This is a genomic window from Microcoleus sp. S36b_A4 (assembly GCF_036700645.1).
In the GTDB taxonomy this organism is placed as follows: Bacteria; Cyanobacteriota; Cyanobacteriia; order Cyanobacteriales; family Microcoleaceae; genus Microcoleus.
In genome coordinates, this window is the sequence record NZ_JAUBPI010000028.1 from 1 (window position 1) to 18,772 (window position 18,772).

Genomic DNA, 18,772 nt, shown 5'->3' on the forward strand with positions numbered 1-18,772 from the left:
AATCACTGTTACATAAACTTTTAAATGAAGGAGAATTAATTATGAAATGGAACCGAAAGATCAAAAACAAAGGTAACTTAGTTAATGCAGTTTAGATGTCGAACAGCTTATCATAGGATATCAGAAACCGGGTTTATTTATGCGGGTTTTACCTAACCTAAAAGCATAGAGTTGTGGTCAAAAAATTGTTTTTTTTGGCCGTCAGTACCCATTTTTCGCAGAAACAGTTGTTTGTGCATAATCTCACTTTTGACCGCGCCGGAATTGTAAAATCGAGTCAACATTCAACACTCATATCAAATCCGGTTGCATTGGAATGATTAAACCACTGTTGACGCAGAGAAAACAGAGGAAGAGAACATAGAGATGAATAATTCCGATGTTACCGGATTTGATATCAACCATCCTTCAGTTTTTCGACTAACAGTCAACAGTCAACAGTCAACAGTCAACCGGCCCTACTCCATATCACTCCAAAGTGCTGGGACCACGAGCGTTTAGCCGATCGAAAACGTATCGAGAAATTGCCGGAAATGTTGTTTCGTCCTTGGCATAAGCCGGATCGTCTGCAAAAACAACTAAGATATAAATCGCGCGATCGTCTAAAGTTCTGACAAAAGCCGCTTCGCTGCGGGATTTGGAAGTATAGCCTACTTTGGAACCAAAATAAATATTAGTTGGTAAAGATTCGCCAAGAAATCCTTTTATTGAATTGCTAGGGTCATTTTTCCATGCCTTGGGGTCTAAGTCTCTAGTCAGCAAGTAAGCCATTTTGCGACTAGCGACGCTGGAAACGGCTTGCCTAGTATAGATTTCATATATTAATCTGGCCGCTTGGTCGGTAGTTACTTGATTGCGAATCGGCTGAGAAGCATCGCCCCGCAATTGCAAGTCGCGACCGATTGGTCCTTCTTGTCTTAAATAGTATATGGGATAATTTTTGGTGCTTATACGAAGATCATTGTAGCCTGCGGACTGGAAAAATGTGTTAATTTGAGTGCGCTTTTTCAGCCATGTTTGCAACTCTTCTCCTGCGAGCCTGCCGCCGGATTTTGTATCTGTGATTTTGTCTAAAATTCTGCTGGCAGCATCGTTGTTGGAGATGCGAATCATTTGCTCTAGGTCGTTTTTAAAGGCAGATTCTCTTTGCGTAATGATGCCTTTTTCTATGGCTGAGTAAAACGCTGCCATCCAAAATAACTTGGCAACACTAGCGGGAAATCGGAGAGTTTGATTTTGATATCCGGCAAAGGTGTGACTTTTGGAATTGCTGACATCAAATAAGGTAATTGATAGCCGTTCTGCGGGCATCCCTTTGGTGGTTGCAATCTTCACCGCTTCATCAACAATCCCTTGCAATTCTTGAGAGTAAACTGGATTGGGAGGTGTTTTTATGTTATAGCTAAAGGTAGGCTCGCTTTGACGATCGGCTAAATTGTCCGATGGTTCAATTGTCGGAGGCGAGAGTGTTTCTTGAGGCGAGACGGCCTGTTTAGCCAAGATGACTGGCGGTTCTGGGGGACGGCGAATTCTGAACGGTATTGTGACAATCCACCCGATCGCGATCGCCCCGGCAATTAAGCACAGGATATTACGGTATTTTAAGCGAGAAAATTTCGTCCTGACTCGACGACGGGATTGGACAGGAGGCTGGCTGCTTTGGCGTCGTGGCCGGATTGGGCCTAGGGGCTCGATGGGGCGTCGGGCGGGAATTGGGCGTGGGCGGCGTCGGCGTTCTACTTGCATTACAGTTTTGTGCTATCAAACTCGCACGATCAGTTTATAATAGGGCGGCGTCTAAATGACAAGTGTATCGATCTAGTCCGCTGTTGCCAATTTTATCTGTCTACTAGGCTGATTGAGACTTCTAGTAATTGTAAAATTTTCAGGATAGCACTGAGTTGAAGCAAAATCCTTTGAAAAACATGAGAAATTTTTGGAGTCTGGCTGTTTTGGGATTTGCGATCGTCGGCGTGAATAATTCTTTGATCCCTGATGTTTGGGCATTTCAGTCTCAATCTGCTACGGGATATGTTGTCGATGGACAAACAGCAGGACAGGGGGCGGATCTAGCGTTTTCCTTGACGGGAGAAAGCGAAAATCTGGAAATAAAAAACAAGCAAAGTGTTTCCAGTTTTCCGAGTATGTTGTGGGACTTCAACAATTTAGCGGAAATTTCCTATTCCGAATTGCTGAAAGTGCTTGCGAGACGATCGGACTCCAATAATACCGAGAGAGAAACCGTTGCACAACCTGAAGACATAGCACGTTTTGAAAAGGTTGTACAGTATGCAAAACAACAAAATTTGCACGATCGCTCGATCGGAGAAATTGTCCAGGCGATCGCCAATAACTTTCTAGGAAAGCCCTACGCCGCCGGGTTGTTGGACAAATCCGGCGAAGAAAAGTTGATCATAACTTTGAATAAATTTGATTGCGTTTTATTTGTAGAAACCGTTTTGGCGATCGCCAGGGGCGTAGCAGTACAAGATTACGACTATCAAAATTTTGTCGATCGCATAGAACAACAGCGATATTTAAACGGTAAAATTAACGGTTATTGCAGCAGATTGCATTATTTTTCCGAATGGATTAATGACAATCAAAAACGGCAAACAGTGGAAAATATCACCGCTGAATTAGGCGGAGTGCCCATGAATAAAACACTAAATTTCATGAGTCAGCACCGCAACAGTTATCCGCAAATGGTTAAAGACGAAGCAACTTATCAGTGCATAGTCAGCCAAGAAGCAGACTTAGCAAAAACTACTGTTAATTACATCCCCACAAATCAGATAAAAAGTGTTTATTCTCAGTTAAAACCAGGGGATATTATAGCAGTAGCGACGGATGTTAAAGGATTGGATGTCACCCACACGGGTTTAGTCTACCGTAATGCTGACGGCAATATGGGTTTAATTCACGCTTCGCCGGCTGGGCAGGTGACAGTTGCTTACGACTTGCAGAGATATATTAGGAGAGTCGAAAGTGCGATCGGCATTGTGGTAGCGAGGGCGAAAACCCCTAATTAAATTAGTTTGTATTCGTAAAGTGCATCAGCTTGCATTATTTTAGCTGAAAATTTAAAATTTCTGTGTTGACGAACCCTACAAACTCTGTTGTGGGGTGGGCTTCTAGCCCAACCGGAATATACAAATTAAATGCACAACAGTTTATTGAACAATTTCGCTGCGAGATACCTTACTCTTTCTAGCAGGATTTGGCGTTAATTCCGGCGGCGAAACTTGAACACTTCCCCACTCATTCAAAAAGCTTTTCAGCAAAACCTCTTGCTGAGTGCGAAATGTCTCGACATTTGCCCCTCCATTCATAATCACAAACCACACAGTTTCTTGTTTTTGAGTTGGCAAAGCTCCGCCCAAAGCGCTAACATTATCCAACGTGCCCGATTTGACCACTGCTAATTGGGGAAGCGCGCGTTCTGCCAGTATTCCTTGATCTTTCCCAACTACAGTTAAGACATCAGCAACTGTCATGCTGTAAGGTTCAAGATAGCGTTCTAAAGCTATAAACAACGCACAAGCAGCCCGGGGAGAAATGAGATTTTCTTCGCTCAATCCCGAACCGTTGACGAGTTGAATTTCTGCGGGGGGAACTCCGGTTACTGCTGCTGCTTTTTGCGCGACTGTTTTGGCGTCGCCGACAGTATCAGCTAGCATATCTGCCATGAGATTGTTGCTGTACTGATTCATTTTTTTGATCAGTTCGGCGAGGGGCAAAGAATAATGTTTGACTAAAGGCTGCACGTCATTAGGAGGTGCTGCCAAAACTTTTACAGTACCCTCAATTGATATTTGGGGTTTTGGCGTATTGGGAGGCAGTGTTTGATACTGGGCGGCGGCTTCGCTGGGCCAGATTTGACTGTTCAATCCTTGTTTGAGCAATTCTCCCGATTTGAGGGGATCAAGTTCAAAGTTCATGTAAAACTTATCGACAATTATCAAATTACCACTGACTCGCTTGATGCCTTTTTGATTTAAGGCGTTACCAAGGGCGATCGCCTCTTCCCAGACAAACAAGGGATCGGCGTTTCCCTGTACAATTAAATCGCCTTTTAATACGCCGTTTTCAATTTTTCCAGTTGTACCAATTAAGGTGATAAATTCATGTTCCGGCCCGAATTCTTGCAGTGCTACCAGAGATGTGGCTACTTTGGTAATAGAAGCAGCCGACAGAGGAACGGTACCTTGATGATTGGCTAGCAAAGTGTTGCCAGATTGCATCCAGACTCCTTGGTTTTCTTTGGCAAAACCTTGGGCAGCCAACCCGTTGAGATATTGCTGGATTTTGGTATTTGTGGCTGTTTCGGGATTGCTAACAGAGACTATTAAGGGCTGAGGCTGATTTGGTTTAACTGGGGGCGGGGAAGATTCAGCTACAGGAGAGGGAGATGCAAGTTGAGGTGATTCAGTAGCGGCGCATCCGGCAATAATTGTGAGAAGGGCGATCGAACTCGCAGCAGTCAAGTAGCGGTTTTTCAGCATTACTTTAATTTTGTTCATCAAATGTACGATCGTCTGTTCGGCACGCCCGATGGAAAGTTTAGCATTCTTCTCGCGCGTGGGGCGAGCCTCCGGATCTGCGTTACCAAACTCCCGAACCGCTAAAATTGCCTATTTTCTTCCTTCTCTAATCTTTCTTCGCGCACTTCGCGTCTTCGCGGTTCGTTAAATATATCTCCTTGAAATGCTTCGGAAACCCATCTTCAGCGCCTGGGGCCTTCACCCCAGGCCGATCGCTCTCACAAATTTTCGATAAACTGGTTTATCCAGCCATACTCCCTATACTCAGCGGCACCATTTCGCCGTGCATTGTCAGGCCTAATAACATCGGCCCGCCCGGTCGAATCAACTCTCCTGTAAGCGCGCAGCGTTCCTCCTGCTGTGCTGTGGCATTAATGCTGGCTCGAATATCCGATCGAGAAAACATCTGCCGATACTCTCCAGACTTCTGCTGCACGTAATTCCAGAGCAAATCTCGAATCAAAGCTTGATAGCCTTGATTGCCCGCGAGTTCTTTAAGTCTCTCCTTGAGCTCTCTTTCGAGTCGAATGCTGGTGACTTCCATTTCGGTGGTTGAGGTTCTAGGTAGGGTATGCATAATTTTTTCTCCGTGACGGGTGGACATATGTGTAATATCAGTGTAGTATGTTTACAGCTAGATTGAAAGCCTCTTAACCACCTTCTGCCTACAGTGAAATTTCTCCCCACCTACTCCACCTATCAACTGAAGTGCGATCGCCCCACGGGTCGCTCCGAGTCGTTACGGCAGGTCTTTAGCACGGGTTTTGCGACTGTCGCAGCGACCTCGTGGGCGGGCTTGGCCCTAAATAAACACGGTTATAGTGGATTAGGAGAAATTGCAGAAATTAAAGACAACGAGGTAGATCAGCACGGTCGGCAAGTGGCACAGCCATATCGAGAGACGCGAAGCGGGAGGTACAGCTAAACTACTGTACCAAGACAGGATGAAAATTTGCATGAAAGCAGTTTTTCTGGCCCCCGCTTCTAAGTAAGAGAAGCGGGGGCATTTGATTGGGTATTTGATAAATTCGATCGGCTTGGGGAACTGGCAAAAAATCAGATGTAGCCAATGCTGACGAAGTAACCAAAATTCACAATCGACAATCTAAAATTCAAAATCTAAAATCTAAAATTCAAAATTGACGAGGAGGAGCAAGCCGTGACCGTAGTAACTGATGTATTGAGGCAATCTGTGGTGGTATTTTCTCAGAATTACCTACCGATGAGCCGTGTCAACATCAAACGGGCGATCGTACTGTTGGTAACAGGCAAGGCTGAACCTCTGGATTTTAGCATTGGCAACGGCTGGCTGGTACGATCGCCCAGCACCAGCATCCACGTACCTGAACAAATCCGCTTGACTTTTGGTAACAGGGAACGCCTGTGGAAAGTACCCCCGGTCAATCGCCGGGAAGTTCTGCGCCGCGATGCTCATTCTTGCCAATACTGCGGCAGCAATCGGCATTTGACGCTGGATCACGTGATGCCTCGATCGAAGGGCGGCCCGCATACTTGGGACAATGTGGTGACTGCTTGCGAACGGTGCAATTCTCGTAAGGGCGATCGAACTCCCATAGAAGCTGGAATGTCTCTGCGAACTAAGCCGAAGGCTCCTATACACCCCACTGTTGCTTTTGCAGAACTGTTTTGGCACGAATATCAAATTGGGGAATAGGGAATGGGAAGAATTTTAGATTTTAGATTTTAGATTTTAGATTTTAAATTGATGCGTAATGCTCATCTAAAATCTGCCCTAAATCCCAATTCCCAATTCCCGATTCCCGATTTTCAATTTTTAACTTTCTATTCCAAATTTAGGGCTGTCAATATGCTGAAGTTGACTTACACTGAAACGGGCTTTAACCTCGAGCGTTTGGCTCAATCTCCCGAACAGTTAGTGGCGCTGCGAGTTGTGCTGGCTATGCGAGTTGGTCAAAGCATCAGCGTCGAACCGAGCACTGCGGCATTTTTGCTGCCCGCGAATTTGCCGACGCTGTCTCTGTTGGAATCTGAGGCCCGCCGAAACGACAACGATGCGATCGAGCTTTGTGTTGCTGATGCTGACTTTGTAGAAGTGACACTGCGCGGTACGTGGATTTCTGAGGCGTCTGAGGGGGCTGACGGCGTGTTTGCGACTGTGTTGGGCGATCGGGCTGAGCTATTGCTGCTCAAACTCTGGCTCGAAACTCAGGCTGCTGCGGAGGTTGTCGGGGAAGTCGGCGATTAATATCGGATGTTGAATAAGGAAGAGGAAAGAGGGAAGATTTCTCTCTTTCCCCCCCTCTCTCCTTATGGCGTATAAATTATGTTGAAGTAAATGCCGTTATCTTGCAGATTGTCGCCTTTATCGCTAATTCTCACCAAAGGAAAAGCATAATCAACGCGCAGGTTCACCCGCTGTATCGGTTCCCAGATGACCCCCAAACCTACACCTGCTAAAAATGTCTGATTGGTTAATGTATTAGGATTGTTCGCAACATTCCACACCGTACCCGCATCCAAAAAGGGAGCCAATTGAAGTTTGGGATTTCCCGAAGCATCGCGCTGCAAAGTAATCCGATCTTCGATAGAAACTCGAAAGCCGTTATCGCCAGAACGGACATTTTGGCGGTAGCCGCGCAAAGATTGTCCGCCGCCAATTACAAATTGCTGGGAAGGTAACAAACTATTAGCTGACAACTGTAAGTCTGCCTGCAAAATTAATAAATGTTTGTCATTCAATCGCTGTACTCGCTGCACTTGACCCAGCCAACTCAAAAATTGTCCGTCGGGATCGGAACCTTCGTTTTGAGTAGCATCAAACAAGCTAGTGCCGATCGTAAATTGCGATCGCAATGCCCAAGCACCCTGCGGGTCGCGCCGAATGTAGTCCTGTCCCAGCTTAATTGCACTCGTAGTGGTGACACCATTGGAGTCCGGGCCGATGCCAAAAGGAGTCGGTTCGCCACCGACAAAAGTTCTGCCTGTCTGATAAGTAAAACCGGCAGATAAGGCAAATTCTTCGATCGGTGTTCTCCGCAGTGGCTGGCGGTAACTAACTTCAAATAAATGCGATTTTCCCGAAATATCAAAACTGTCAAAAGGTTCTTGTACAATACTGTTGCGGTTCGGTGCCGCCCTCAATTGCAAAGTGCCGTTCATCGCATTTAGCGGCACGCGATAGCTGAAATCAAACACGTCTGAATCGCCGATCGATCGATAATAAGCGGCCGCCAGTTCGTCGCCATTTCCTGTTATATTGCGGTGCCGCAAACTAACTCCCAATCTTTCGGAACCGACACTGGGAGGCGAGTAATTGTCAATGCTGAAAGTAGGTTGAAATGGATTAGCTTCCGAGATTCGGACGATCAGAATGCTCTCTCCTTCATTATCCCCAGCCCGCAGACTGGCTTCTACATTGTCAAATAAAGGATCGACTCGCAGCAGCCGGAGTTGGTCTTCTAATGAAGCTGTACTTAAAGGCATTCCCGCACCGAGTCGAATCCGGCTGCGGATGTAACTAGGATGCAATCTTTTAGTTCCTTCTACCTCAATTCGGGCTAGCTTGCCTTCAATAACTTGAATTTGGACTACTCCTGCGGTGATAGTTTGGGGCGGCAAGACTGCTCTCGAAGTGATGTAGCCACGATTGAGGTAAATTTCGGTAATTTTGTCGGCGATTTGTTTGAGCTGTTCTAGGGTGGTAGAACGGCCTTCTAACGGGTTGACTAAGGCATTAATTTCGTCTTGGCTTAAAATTGTGCTGCCAACTACTTGAATTTTCTTCACCTCAATTGGTGTATTCGGCAGGGTTGGGGGAACTGGCGACGGGGACGGCGGCGCTACTGTGGGTGGTACTTGGGGAGGTTCTGGGGAAGGCTGCGGGGCTGGTTGCAGAAATCGATCGCGATTTGGATCGGGCTCCGTCGGCGGCGGTGGCAGGTTTGGAGGCAGCGAGGGTTGGTTCTGGGCTAAAACATGATTGCAATCTAGCGGGTTCTGACATTGGGGATCGTTGTCAACGAGATTTGTTTGTTCGGGCAAGATGCCCGCACCACAAGCAGTTTCATGGATTGTGGAACAGGCTTCTTGGCTGTTCTCGGCGGGGTTCGATGGTGTTTCTGGTTCAGGGTTGGTCTCGATCGCATCGGGAAGCTGATTTAAGTTTGTTGCTGTTTCATCCTGCTTGATTTCCAGTTTTTGCAGTGCTAATACTTGATTGCCCGTATCTGCTGAGTTGTCAGCGACGACAGGCAACAGAGAAATATCGTTTGTTTGGGATATAGCTTTATTGGCATAAAAGCAAGCCATCGGCAGTGCAGTTAGAAGTGAAATCCCCAACCGAAATAGTGCAATATTTGCATTCGGGCGCATAATTAATAATTTCTCTAAAATAAGTTTCTCGGCTGCTTCACTATGCCAGTTTATCATTTAGTATTAGGCGAAATTTGACCATCAAAATTTCCACCGTCCGCCTTTCAAGATGCCAGAAGTCCGAACTTCTGATCAGTACACAAATTTTAATTTATTTAGGGCGATCGACCAAACAACCCGCAACAACCAAAAATCATCTGGGGCGCTGCCAAATACCGCGATCGAAACCGAGCTTTTCGTACTTGCTGCACCCCTCATACCATTTTAGATTTTAGATTTTAGATTTTAGATTTTAGAATTGGCAATGACTTATGGCTATCAGGGTTTGGGACAAGGGCCTACCGTTACATTCTTTGCGTGAAACTGGTATTGAATTATTTTCTTGTGATCGGTGTTATTTCACTGGCGACTAAGGGTTCTTGGGCTATTTTGCCGAGTTCGACTGAGTTCAAAACTGCTGACCACTTGATCGCTAAACTGGAATCGCTGGGAGACTGGAGACGCAATTTAGCTAGAGTTGCCAGGTACTCGTACCAGAGATTTTGTTGGGCGAAGATGCTGAGTTTGGTGAGATCGGGCGATCGATCCAACTCTGTTTTCACGCTTGGAGCGACAGCAGTGCGGTTGATCCACCCGGAAACGAGAACATCATCTTGTGTATTTTTGGGGTTGCATTTGATAGTAAAGTACCATTGATAGTTTTTGCCAACTTCCAGGGCTGGCGAGTTGTCGTCGGAGCCGAGGCTGACGCTAACGACACCTGCACGGCTAGTTACCATGCGAAAACTTTTTTTGTATAGTGTTTTGTCCCTTTGGTCTGCTAACTCAAACTGAACTGTTTTGTCGAGGGCTACGGGGAGGTAGTAGAAAAATGTTGGCTTTGCTGATATGGTTTGCCCCATAGTTGATTGGGGAATCAAGGCAGTTAAGGCAGTTGTGGCCGTGGGGCATTCTAAGCCGCGGGTTCCTCCCCCTTCCCGCCTTCCGGGTACTCCGTCCTCCGGCGGTTGAAAGCTATTCCACGCCGCTCCCAATTGCTGGCTGTTCGGTCTGCTTCCGCTGGGTTCAGGGAGTTGAACTGTTTGCCAGTTGAGGGGTAGCTGCGGTCTGGATGAGTGCTGGACAAGGTTTGCGGGGCTGTTGAGAGCCTCTGCTGGTATTAAAAAACTACCGGCGGCAACTGCCTCTAAAGACAGAATTAATGAAAGAGCACCGATATTTAGAGCAGACTTCAAAGCCATGACGAACCTGCCTTTTGGTGAACCTAGGAACTTTATCGCACGGTTTTATTCTATCCAAGGTTTTGACGGATATCGTAATCTGTTGTACTTAATTTATATCTTCAGGCAGATACGATTATTTGGGTCGATCTGCTCAACATAGAATTCTCTGTCGCGTTTGTCAGTGGTAGCTTAGTAGTTATACTTACTTCCATTCACTGCTGCAGGTTGGGTTGAGCTTGTTAAACCCAACTTTGACAAAGACTAATATTCGGGGTCTTTTAACTCTAGCAAGAGGCTACAACGCCTCTTTTCGTAAAAACACCTGGTTGATGCGTCAGTCCTGGATATCAGGAAACTCGGCAATTGTGCTGGTGAACCTCAAGCGATCGGCTACAAGTTACAAATCAGTTTTTGTGTACAATACCGGCAAGAAATTTAGCATGAATCTCGATTCACCTGTTCTCTCGGACAAACAGCCTTCGGGGCTGCGGATGGTAAGACCCATCGGAGTCTTGGCACTGCACGGCATTGCTTTTTTAGGAAATAGGTTGTTCGCTGTCGATCGCGCCGAAGGGCTGCTATTGGAGATCGATCGAGAAAGTGACAACACTACTGTTTTGAATCCATTTCAAACGGCTAAGTTTACCGGCGCAACGGGGCTGGCTATTTCGGAAGATACTCTCTGGTTTGCGCGGGATGAGGATATTTGTTGCTGTCGGGGCGCAATTCGGGACGGGGCGATCGCTGAACTCAAACCGGAACATTTTGTTTCACTTTCTTATCCTGCTGACGGGATTGCTGTTTGGAAATCTACGCTTTATGTGACTTGCCAGAGATTAAACTCGATTCTGGTTTTTGACCTGAAAACTGGTCGGGAAATTACTCGGTTTTATGCTCCCGGTATTGGGGTAGAAAATATCACAGTCCGGGATGAGGAAATTTGGGTTTGCGACAAAACTGAGCAAACTGTTTACTGTTTGGAACGGGGAACTGGGGAGATTAAATTTAGCGTTTTGACTCCCTTTGAGTCGCCTTCTGGTTTGGCTTTTCACAAGGATTCCGAAACGGGGGATGAGGTTCTGTACGTGGCTTATGCCGGGGATGAACTTTACATCCGGGATGACCCGAATTCGGAAGATCCTTTTCAGTTGACCAAGCGCGATCGCACTTTTATTCAGCCCTTGTCTTTTCACTACAATGAAGCTGACCGCTACGCTTTGTCAAACGGTTTTTTGATGGAAATGTCTTATGTGGAGGAACTGTCTCCTCTCGATGAGGTAGAAATCGAAAATTTGGAATGGCGGATTGCTTTGCCTTCGGAAACTCACCGGCAAAAGGTCAGGAAAATTACGCCGATTGGAATGCCTTTTACTGAGGAAATTCAGGAAGGAGAACGGGTGGCGGTGTTTAAGTTCGATCGGCTGCACCCTGGGGAACGCCGAATTTTTGGCTGGAAGGCATTGTTAGAAGTTCGATCGATTAAGTATCAGTTGTCACCTAGGGATGTGGAAAAGATTCCTAAGCTGTCACCGGAGTTTGCAGCTAAGTATTTGGTGGATAATGACAATTTGGCGATGGATACGGAAATTGTGCGATCGGCTGCTGTGGCTGCCATTGGCTCAGAAACTAATATTCTGAGGCAGTTACTGAGCATTCGCAATTTTGTTTACGACCAACTTTCTTACGGGATTAGGCCTCACATTGACACTCCAGATATTGTATTACGCCGGGGCATCGGTTCTTGTGGCGAGTACGTGGGCTTGTTGTTGGCTTTGGCTAGGTTAAACGGGATTGCTTGCCGCACGATCGGGCGCTACAAGTGCCCCGCTTTTGCTGACAGAAAAGGTGTGTCGCTGGAGCCGGATTTCAATCACGTTTGGCTGGAGTTTTACATTCCGGGTTTTGGCTGGGTGCCGATGGAATCTAATCCTGATGATATTCAAGACAGAGGCCCTTATCCTTTGCGATTTTTTATGGGTTTGGCTTGGTATCACGTAGAAATTGGCAAGGGAATTCGGTTTCAAAGTCTCACGAGCGGCGGTCTCCCTTTGAACAAGGAGGATGTTTCCGTGGGGAGTCTGGCAATTAATCATGTGAGGTTTACAATTTTGGAAGATTTGCCAGCAGTTTGAATCGAGTGTTAACAATTAACAGTTAGCCGTCTATATTCAACTGTTAATTGTTAACATTTTTCATCTAAAATCGAAAGTAGAAAATGTAAAATCAGAGGAAGAGGGGTTGTGGAATTTTCGATTGCTAATATTCTCGTTTTAGTTGCCTTTGTACTGCTGCTAACTGTGACTGGCGGTGTCGCTTATTTGACTTCTGTTGAGTGGCGCGATCGCAGGCGGTTAGATAAGGCGAAACGGAAAAAAAAGTAGCTTTTTGCTGTTGACAAAGTGCATTTTTTATGATAATAAACAAGGCGACCGGGTTGGCTCGCCTTGTTTTGTGATTTGAGGTACTTTCACCGCAGATGATATCAAGTTTGGTAACATAAACGTTGCAGGTTCGTAGTGAGGACTTGAGTTTTCATACAAAACTATGATTCATATCGTTTCCGCTTGGATCGGAAGGATTTAACCACAGAGAACGCAGAGAACACAGAGGGAGACAAGAGAGATGAATAATTCCGATGAAGCGTGGATTTGAGATCGCGGGCGGGACGCCCGCGCCACAATAAAAACACTAAAATAAACACAGATGAAAAAGGGAATTTTGGAGTTGAGATCTTAAGTCCACTGTCTGAAAAATGTATTTTCTTGCCAAGTGGCGGCGGTGCGTTTTTCAAGTGCTGCCATTTCTGTTGTGTTCAGGGGTTGGAATGCTTGGGCGACTTTTAAGTTTTCTTCTAATTGCTTTACTGAGTCGGCGGCGATGATGCAGCAGTGCACGCCGGGAAGTGAAAGCGTGTAGCCCATTGCTTGGTGCATTCCATCTAAAACACCGTTTTGAAATAATTTGCCGTAAGCGGGTATTTTCATGGCTATGACGCCGATGTTTTTGGCTTTGGCTACTGGTAAAGCGCTGGTAACAAAGGAGCGCGGATGATGTTTTTCGGCGGCGTTGAGGGAGATTAATGTTGTGTCGAAAGGATAGCGCTCCAGGGCTGCCACAATGATAGCAGGTTCGTGGTGTCCGGTGATGCCGGAAAAACGAATAATTTTTTGCTGTTTGGCTTCTTCTATCGCCTTTATTGCTCCTTTGGCACTGAAAATTTGGTCTAATTCGGCTTGGAATGAGACGTGGTGGAGTTGCCACAAGTCTAGTCGATCGGTTTGCAATCTTTTGAGCGATTGTTCTAAGTGTCTCCACGCGCCATCTCTGTCTCTGGCGGAGGTTTTTGTGGCTAGGAATATGCGCGATCGATATTTGGGCAAAACTTTGCCTAAGTTTTCTTCGCTGGGCCCGTACTCGGCCGCCGTGTCAAAATAGCGAATGCCTAGTTCGATCGCGCGTTCAATTTGTACCGCCGCTTCTGCTTCTCTTCCCGGCTGCGACAGCGGTGTTTGTCCGCCTCCCCCCAAACCGAAAATCGGCACTTTCACGCCGGTGTTGCCTAACAGTCGTTCTGGCATTTTTACTGTGGTGGCCGCCTGGTTATTGGGTGCGGCTGCGATTTCCCGATCCTGCTGTTCGATCGCCTTAGCACCTGCAATGCCACTGGCAACAACTATACTGCTCAATATAAAATTGCGGCGAGTCTTTTTGCGGGTCATTGTTTCCGTCTCCTCAGAATATGTAAGTATAAATTAACTGGCTTTATGTTGGCACAATAAATATATTTTTACTGCAAATCTGATTATTTTCCCCCTCTCCGAGGGAGGACACGGCCGGGGGAAATTTATCAAGATGCCGATCGATTATTGGTCAATTATCCATGCGCGAATCAGTTCGTTTATCTGTTCTGGTACTTCGTCGTGGGGACAGTGACCGGCTTTGATAAAGTGTTCTGTCAACTCTGGATAGTGTTTGCGAAATTTGGCGCTTCTTTCTGCGGAATTCATCCACGGATCGCCTTCTCCCCACAGCATTAGCAACCGACAGTTTAATTGACTTAGCAATACGTCGATTTTTTCGCCTTGGGGTGTTCGGAATACGGAGGCGAATACTTTGGGGGCACCGGGATCGCAGGAGGGAAGGTAAATCTCTTCTACTAATTGGTCTGTGACGGCGCTTTGGTCGAGATAAACTTTTTCTAGGGTTTTCCGAATTGTCGATCGCTGGCGCACGTACTGGAACAGCAGAAAACTTGCCCAATCTTGCTGAAATAAGGTTTTAGCTACTGCAGATATGGCTTTTTGCAAGGGCGGGGCTTCGGGTGCGGGCTGCGGTTCGCTGAAGGGGCCGGCGCTGTTGATTAATATGAGTCCGGCTGCTGATTCGGGGCGCTGGGCAGCTACACACAAGGCGGCGTAGCCTCCGAGGGAGTTGCCAGCTAGTACGGCGGGCCGGCCGATGATGTTGGTGATAAAGTCGTGGAGTTGGTCGCGCCAGAGGTCGCCGCTGTACTGTAATTCGGGTTTTGCCGATCGCCCAAATCCCAAAAGGTCGATCGCCCAGACTTCAAAATCTTTGCTCAGGCCGCTGATATTTTTGCGCCAGTGGTCTGTGGATGCTCCAAAACCGTGAATTAACAGCAGGGGAGGGCGTTCTGGATACCGATCGCTGGATCGAACGTAGTACACTGAATGCCCCCGCCACTGCCAGTAAGTGCCGGCTATGGGGGCTGCGGTGATGGCTGGGGTTGTTTGCATAATGTAAAGAAATAATTATTTACTTTAACTATTGTATCGCGATATTCAGATTTATATAGTTTGACCAACGCCTCGGAGCTCCGCCAGCAAAGGATTGGTCAATTTGGGCGAGTACGGGAGATCGCGATCTCCCGTACTCAGGATTAATAAGTTTTGTAACAATTATTGATTTTAGGAGGGGCGCAGCAATGGGAGATATTTTGCCCGGTCGCATTTGGGATAATAAATCGGGTTTTGGCTGCAACATACCTAGGTATGATGATTTGGCTGTTTGGCGGTCTGAGGAAGTTCTGGGCGATGGCGCTTGCCTAGGGGTGCGACGGTCGAACCTGATTGGGGAGGGTCAAGGGATCGACTTTTTTATAGTTATTTGCGAGCTTTTCCAGGTGGGGATCGTTTGTTGAAGATGTGTTGACGGCTTCGGGGGGCAGCTAGCCGTTTGGTTGCTAGTTGGCCAAAGCCGAGATCAAAAATTTCGCTGCTGGGAGAACCTATAAGTAAAATTACTGATGGTTCTCTGCAGAAGTTTCTCAGAATCGCTGAATATTTTGTGACGTGGTTTGCTGTTCTTAATTGCTTGGATACTCTAAGATAGAAGTAGAGCTGCGCCGCTCAATTAATTAGCATTTTGAATACTAGGGAGCCAACTATGCAGGGTGTGAACTTTATCCACCTGAAAGTTAGGGAGTTTTCTGAGTGATTGCTATTTCACCTCGTCCCGTCGGACGCAATTGGATTACGATTAGCTTCGCTTCTACCCTATACCTTTGTCCTATTTTGGATCTGCTCCTAGCAGAGCTTCCGGATCACTGGCAAGCGGAATTGCGGTTGGGGCTTCAAGAAGCTTTGGTAAATGCTGCTAAGCATGGAAACAAGTTAGACCCCGGTAAAACTGTTGGAGTCCGTTTTTCGATCGTCCAAAACCAATATTGGTGGGTGATATCGGATGAAGGTTCTGGCTTTAAGGCCCCTTGCAGTTGTAACCTTTATACCGATGATTGCGACAGTCTCCTAGCAGAGGACGTTGCAGATAACTCTGGACTACCCCATGTGGAACAGGAATGCGGTAGGGGGTTGTTTATTCTTTACCAAATATTCGATCGGGTAGAGTGGAATTCTCAAGGTACAGAGTTACGGCTGTGCAAAGAACTTCCCAGTCGCTATCGGCTGCCTCGCTTGCGCTAGAACTGCTATGAAAGCAGCAGTTTTTACCTCAGCTAGACCTAGAATTTTTTTCGTTCCCGGACTGAAGTTTGCAGTGAGAATTTGAACTCTCTGGCTATTGATAGCTGATCATAATGCAAAATGTTAGTTTTGAGTTAAAAAAGTATAAATCTTTTGAACTCACAATCGCGCTGCTCGATCGAGGGGCGCGATTGTCTAAGTTTTGAGCGACTAATCAAGTCAAAACTCCAGAATCAAAACCGCAAAGCGTTAGGAACAACGAAGCAATCTAATCATTTGCCGTGGGTGGGACAGGGAGGAGCAGATATTGATCGATCCAGCCATCCTGCTGCTTGTTGTAAGCGCGGGAGAGCTTCTTCAGGCTGTTTTTTGAGCAAAAACACCAAAGCGGCCGCAGCTTGCTCACAGGCCCGCGCAGAACGGTTTGCTTTGAGGCGGTGCCAATCTTTTTCGTGGATGGCGAGGCGCGCGGCTAGAGCTTGGGCTAGTTCTACCGTGCTCAGCTCGTTGAGGTTCACAGTTTGGGTTGTTTGTGTATTTTCAAGCATAGGTGGTAAGGAAGAAGGAAGAAGGAAGAAGGAAAATGCGAGAAAATCAAGGGTTTCAGCAATTAAAAACGTTTTAAATGCCGATAAAGTTGCTATACTTATGTCTATTTGGCTAGAGTTCGTTAATTTAGAAAATATACTGCATATAATAACAATTTAATTGGAAATCGGTTTTTTTTATTATTGTCAGGTTTGCAGATCGAAATGCCTCAACAGCCGTCAGAGTTAAATCCGGAAGAGCAAGAAAGCGAGTTTGTTCAAGCGATCGCAGCAGTGGAGCGATCGCTCGCGGCAGTCAAAGAACGGTACACTCAAATTCAGGTCGATCGACAGCGCCAAGTCGAACTCGGCCATCGCCGCGAAGAAATCCGCCAGTCCAAACGCCAAAATCCATTGCCGCAACTCAAAAAAGAATTGCGGGAAATTGAGCAAGAATTGGAAACAATCGAGTTGAATTTAGAAAGCAGCCTGTTTTCTTGGGGAAGCATAAAACAACCTTTTTGGCAAGCAGTTCGCTTTGGGGGACTCGGTATTTTGATGGGTTGGATTTTGAAATCCTATGCAGGTTGAACTATGTTGAGATTTATGATTTTTTTATTTACCGCAGAGGGCGCAGAGGGCGCAGAGTCAGAGAAAAGAGAGAAATATGGTGCAAAATATTAAATAAACAGGAGTGAATATGACAAATCAACGAATAGCAGCAATTTTGCGCGCAGGTGAACCCGACGAAACTGTAACTGTTCAAGGTTGGGTTCGCACTAAGCGCGAATTGAAAGAATTTGCCTTTGTCGAAGTCAACGATGGTTCGGCGATGGCTAACTTGCAAGTAGTCATAAATTCCGATTTGCCAGACTTTGAAAATGTACTCAAACAACTGAATACAGGTGCATCTTTAGAAGTGTCGGGAGTGCTGGTAGCATCTCCGGCAAAAGGACAGCGAATTGAGTTGAAAGCCTCACAAGTACAAGTTTACGGTGATGCAGACCCGCAAACTTATCCGTTGCAAAAAAAGCGCCATTCCTTTGAATTTTTGCGGACAATCGCGCATTTGCGGCCGCGCACAAACACCCACGGTGCTGTCTTTCGAGTCCGAAATGCTTGTTCGGCGGCGGTACACCAATTTTTTCAAGAACGTGGTTTTTTGTGGGTTCACACTCCAATTATTGCTGCTAGCGACTGCGAAGGTGCGGGGGAAATGTTCGCCGTTACCAACTTTGATTTAAAGAATGTGCCGCGCACTGATTCGCAAGAGGTTGATTATGCTAAAGACTTTTTTGGAAAGCGCGCCTATTTAACAGTTAGCGGCCAGTTGGAAGCGGAAGTTATGGCGATGGCTTTCGGCAACGTTTACACTTTTGGCCCGACTTTCCGAGCGGAAAATTCTAATACTTCGCGACATTTGGCTGAGTTTTGGATGATTGAACCGGAGATGGCTTTCTGCGATTTGCAGGGAGATATGGATTTGGCTGAGGCGTTTTTAAAGTACATTTTTAAATACGTTTTGGAGCGTTGCCCGGAAGATATGGAGTTTTTCAATGAGCGCATTGACAAAACGGTTTTGGCTACTGCTGAAAATATCATTAATAATCAGTTCGAGCGGATTACTTATACGGAGGCGATCGCACTTTTGGAAAAAGCCGACAAAAAATTTGATTTTCCGGTCAGTTGGGGTTTAGATTTGCAGTCAGAACACGAGCGTTATTTGGCTGAGGACTTGTTTAAAAAGCCGACGATTGTCAGCGATTATCCCGTCGGGATTAAAGCATTTTATATGCGTTTAAATGATGACGAAAAAACCGTGCGAGCAATGGATGTTTTGGCTCCTAATATTGGGGAAATTATCGGCGGTTCGCAGCGGGAAGAAAGGCTGGATGTGTTGCAGCGGCGCATGGAAGCCCAGGGTATGAATAAGGAGGAATTGTGGTGGTATTTGGATTTGCGCCGCTACGGTACTGTGCCTCACGCTGGGTTTGGTTTGGGATTTGAGCGGTTAGTGCAGTTTATGACGGGAATGGGGAATATTCGGGATGTGATTCCATTTCCGAGAGCACCTTTGAGCATTGATTTTTAGTAGTAGGGACACGGCATTGCCGTGTCCTTACCTTGGGCGGAGGACAAGGCATTGCCGTCTCCTGAAAACAGAGGAATGCAAGCCTTTGTTA

17 protein-coding genes are annotated in these 18,772 nt (G+C 46.4%); 8 read left to right on the forward strand and 9 right to left on the reverse strand.

The window, feature by feature from the left end:
• Nucleotides 1-468: 468 nt before the first annotated feature.
• A complete protein-coding gene (locus tag QUA03_RS11395; protein WP_333212122.1) occupies nt 469-1,746 on the reverse strand; it encodes a serine hydrolase in 1,278 nt (425 codons plus the stop codon).
• 179 nt (nt 1,747-1,925) lie between these two features.
• Here QUA03_RS11395 and QUA03_RS11400 point away from each other — a divergent pair, with 179 nt between their 5' ends.
• The gene (locus QUA03_RS11400; RefSeq protein WP_333212196.1) at nt 1,926-3,032 is read left to right on the forward strand and encodes an N-acetylmuramoyl-L-alanine amidase-like domain-containing protein; all 1,107 of its coding nucleotides are present in this window, start codon (nt 1,926-1,928) and stop codon (nt 3,030-3,032) included.
• Nucleotides 3,033-3,173: 141 nt separating this feature from the next.
• Here QUA03_RS11400 and QUA03_RS11405 read toward each other — a convergent pair whose 3' ends face one another.
• Nucleotides 3,174-4,523 carry a D-alanyl-D-alanine carboxypeptidase gene (locus QUA03_RS11405; protein WP_333212124.1) on the reverse strand — a complete coding sequence of 450 codons (1,350 nt, stop codon included), beginning with the start codon at nt 4,521-4,523 and terminating at the stop codon, nt 3,174-3,176.
• Nucleotides 4,524-4,785: 262 nt separating this feature from the next.
• A complete protein-coding gene (locus tag QUA03_RS11410) occupies nt 4,786-5,121 on the reverse strand; it encodes a ribbon-helix-helix domain-containing protein (protein WP_039886507.1) in 336 nt (111 codons plus the stop codon).
• Nucleotides 5,122-5,703: 582 nt separating this feature from the next.
• Here QUA03_RS11410 and QUA03_RS11415 point away from each other — a divergent pair.
• Together QUA03_RS11415 and QUA03_RS11420 are read left to right on the forward strand one after the other, a co-directional pair.
• Nucleotides 5,704-6,219 carry an HNH endonuclease gene (locus QUA03_RS11415; RefSeq protein ID WP_190660760.1) on the forward strand — a complete coding sequence of 172 codons (516 nt, stop codon included), beginning with the start codon at nt 5,704-5,706 and terminating at the stop codon, nt 6,217-6,219.
• Nucleotides 6,220-6,372: 153 nt separating this feature from the next.
• The gene (locus QUA03_RS11420; RefSeq protein WP_333212198.1) at nt 6,373-6,771 is read left to right on the forward strand and encodes an alr0857 family protein; all 399 of its coding nucleotides are present in this window, start codon (nt 6,373-6,375) and stop codon (nt 6,769-6,771) included.
• Between the two features lie 62 nt (nt 6,772-6,833).
• Here the strand turns inward: QUA03_RS11420 and QUA03_RS11425 are convergent, their stop codons facing one another.
• The 3 genes from QUA03_RS11425 to QUA03_RS11435 form a co-directional block, all read right to left on the reverse strand.
• Nucleotides 6,834-8,954: a ShlB/FhaC/HecB family hemolysin secretion/activation protein gene (locus tag QUA03_RS11425; RefSeq protein WP_333212126.1), complete on the reverse strand. Its 2,121-nt coding sequence runs from the start codon at nt 8,952-8,954 to the stop codon at nt 6,834-6,836.
• 75 nt (nt 8,955-9,029) lie between these two features.
• A complete protein-coding gene (locus QUA03_RS11430; RefSeq protein ID WP_333212128.1) occupies nt 9,030-9,155 on the reverse strand; it encodes a hypothetical protein in 126 nt (41 codons plus the stop codon).
• 116 nt (nt 9,156-9,271) lie between these two features.
• Entirely contained in the window at nt 9,272-10,138 is an 867-nt protein-coding gene (locus QUA03_RS11435) for a DUF928 domain-containing protein (RefSeq protein WP_333212129.1), read from the reverse strand.
• 422 nt (nt 10,139-10,560) lie between these two features.
• Here QUA03_RS11435 and QUA03_RS11440 point away from each other — a divergent pair, with 422 nt between their 5' ends.
• Nucleotides 10,561-12,252, forward strand: coding sequence for a transglutaminase domain-containing protein (locus tag QUA03_RS11440; RefSeq protein ID WP_333212200.1), 1,692 nt, complete (start codon nt 10,561-10,563; stop codon nt 12,250-12,252).
• 108 nt (nt 12,253-12,360) lie between these two features.
• Nucleotides 12,361-12,501: a hypothetical protein gene (locus tag QUA03_RS11445; RefSeq protein ID WP_006631167.1), complete on the forward strand. Its 141-nt coding sequence runs from the start codon at nt 12,361-12,363 to the stop codon at nt 12,499-12,501.
• A gap of 351 nt (nt 12,502-12,852) precedes the next feature.
• On the opposite strand, the gene QUA03_RS11450 is transcribed toward QUA03_RS11445, so the two are convergent.
• Nucleotides 12,853-13,839, reverse strand: a complete 987-nt coding sequence (locus QUA03_RS11450) for an aldo/keto reductase (protein ID WP_333212131.1) — start codon at nt 13,837-13,839, stop codon at nt 12,853-12,855.
• A 144-nt stretch (nt 13,840-13,983) separates the two neighbouring features.
• The gene (locus QUA03_RS11455) at nt 13,984-14,877 is read right to left on the reverse strand and encodes an alpha/beta fold hydrolase (protein ID WP_333212133.1); all 894 of its coding nucleotides are present in this window, start codon (nt 14,875-14,877) and stop codon (nt 13,984-13,986) included.
• 696 nt (nt 14,878-15,573) lie between these two features.
• Here QUA03_RS11455 and QUA03_RS11460 point away from each other — a divergent pair.
• On the forward strand, nt 15,574-16,062 hold the full coding sequence (locus QUA03_RS11460; RefSeq protein ID WP_333083403.1) for an anti-sigma regulatory factor: 489 nt from the start codon (nt 15,574-15,576) through the stop codon (nt 16,060-16,062).
• 272 nt (nt 16,063-16,334) lie between these two features.
• On the opposite strand, the gene QUA03_RS11465 is transcribed toward QUA03_RS11460, so the two are convergent.
• Nucleotides 16,335-16,610: a DUF6439 family protein gene (locus QUA03_RS11465; RefSeq protein WP_333212135.1), complete on the reverse strand. Its 276-nt coding sequence runs from the start codon at nt 16,608-16,610 to the stop codon at nt 16,335-16,337.
• Between the two features lie 204 nt (nt 16,611-16,814).
• Between QUA03_RS11465 and QUA03_RS11470 the strand changes: the two genes are divergently transcribed.
• Both QUA03_RS11470 and asnS read left to right on the forward strand, forming a co-directional pair.
• Nucleotides 16,815-17,180, forward strand: a complete 366-nt coding sequence (locus QUA03_RS11470; RefSeq protein WP_333212137.1) for a DUF2203 domain-containing protein — start codon at nt 16,815-16,817, stop codon at nt 17,178-17,180.
• A 109-nt stretch (nt 17,181-17,289) separates the two neighbouring features.
• Nucleotides 17,290-18,681, forward strand: coding sequence for an asparagine--tRNA ligase (gene asnS, locus QUA03_RS11475; protein WP_333212139.1), 1,392 nt, complete (start codon nt 17,290-17,292; stop codon nt 18,679-18,681).
• The last annotated feature ends 91 nt before the right edge of the window (nt 18,682-18,772 follow it).

Bases quoted from the DNA above. Each gene is read 5' to 3' on its own strand.
- QUA03_RS11395 (WP_333212122.1), bottom strand. From the start codon at position 1,746: ATGCAAGTAGAACGCCGACGCCGCCCACGCCCAATTCCCGCCCGACGC.
- QUA03_RS11400 (WP_333212196.1), top strand. From the start codon at position 1,926: ATGAGAAATTTTTGGAGTCTGGCTGTTTTGGGATTTGCGATCGTCGGC.
- QUA03_RS11405 (WP_333212124.1), bottom strand. From the start codon at position 4,523: ATGAACAAAATTAAAGTAATGCTGAAAAACCGCTACTTGACTGCTGCG.
- QUA03_RS11410 (WP_039886507.1), bottom strand. From the start codon at position 5,121: ATGCATACCCTACCTAGAACCTCAACCACCGAAATGGAAGTCACCAGC.
- QUA03_RS11420 (WP_333212198.1), top strand. From the start codon at position 6,373: ATGCTGAAGTTGACTTACACTGAAACGGGCTTTAACCTCGAGCGTTTG.
- QUA03_RS11425 (WP_333212126.1), bottom strand. From the start codon at position 8,954: ATGATAAACTGGCATAGTGAAGCAGCCGAGAAACTTATTTTAGAGAAA.
- QUA03_RS11430 (WP_333212128.1), bottom strand. From the start codon at position 9,155: ATGAGGGGTGCAGCAAGTACGAAAAGCTCGGTTTCGATCGCGGTATTT.
- QUA03_RS11435 (WP_333212129.1), bottom strand. From the start codon at position 10,138: ATGGCTTTGAAGTCTGCTCTAAATATCGGTGCTCTTTCATTAATTCTG.
- QUA03_RS11440 (WP_333212200.1), top strand. From the start codon at position 10,561: ATGAATCTCGATTCACCTGTTCTCTCGGACAAACAGCCTTCGGGGCTG.
- QUA03_RS11450 (WP_333212131.1), bottom strand. From the start codon at position 13,839: ATGACCCGCAAAAAGACTCGCCGCAATTTTATATTGAGCAGTATAGTT.
- QUA03_RS11455 (WP_333212133.1), bottom strand. From the start codon at position 14,877: ATGCAAACAACCCCAGCCATCACCGCAGCCCCCATAGCCGGCACTTAC.
- QUA03_RS11465 (WP_333212135.1), bottom strand. From the start codon at position 16,610: ATGCTTGAAAATACACAAACAACCCAAACTGTGAACCTCAACGAGCTG.
- QUA03_RS11470 (WP_333212137.1), top strand. From the start codon at position 16,815: ATGCCTCAACAGCCGTCAGAGTTAAATCCGGAAGAGCAAGAAAGCGAG.
- asnS (WP_333212139.1), top strand. From the start codon at position 17,290: ATGACAAATCAACGAATAGCAGCAATTTTGCGCGCAGGTGAACCCGAC.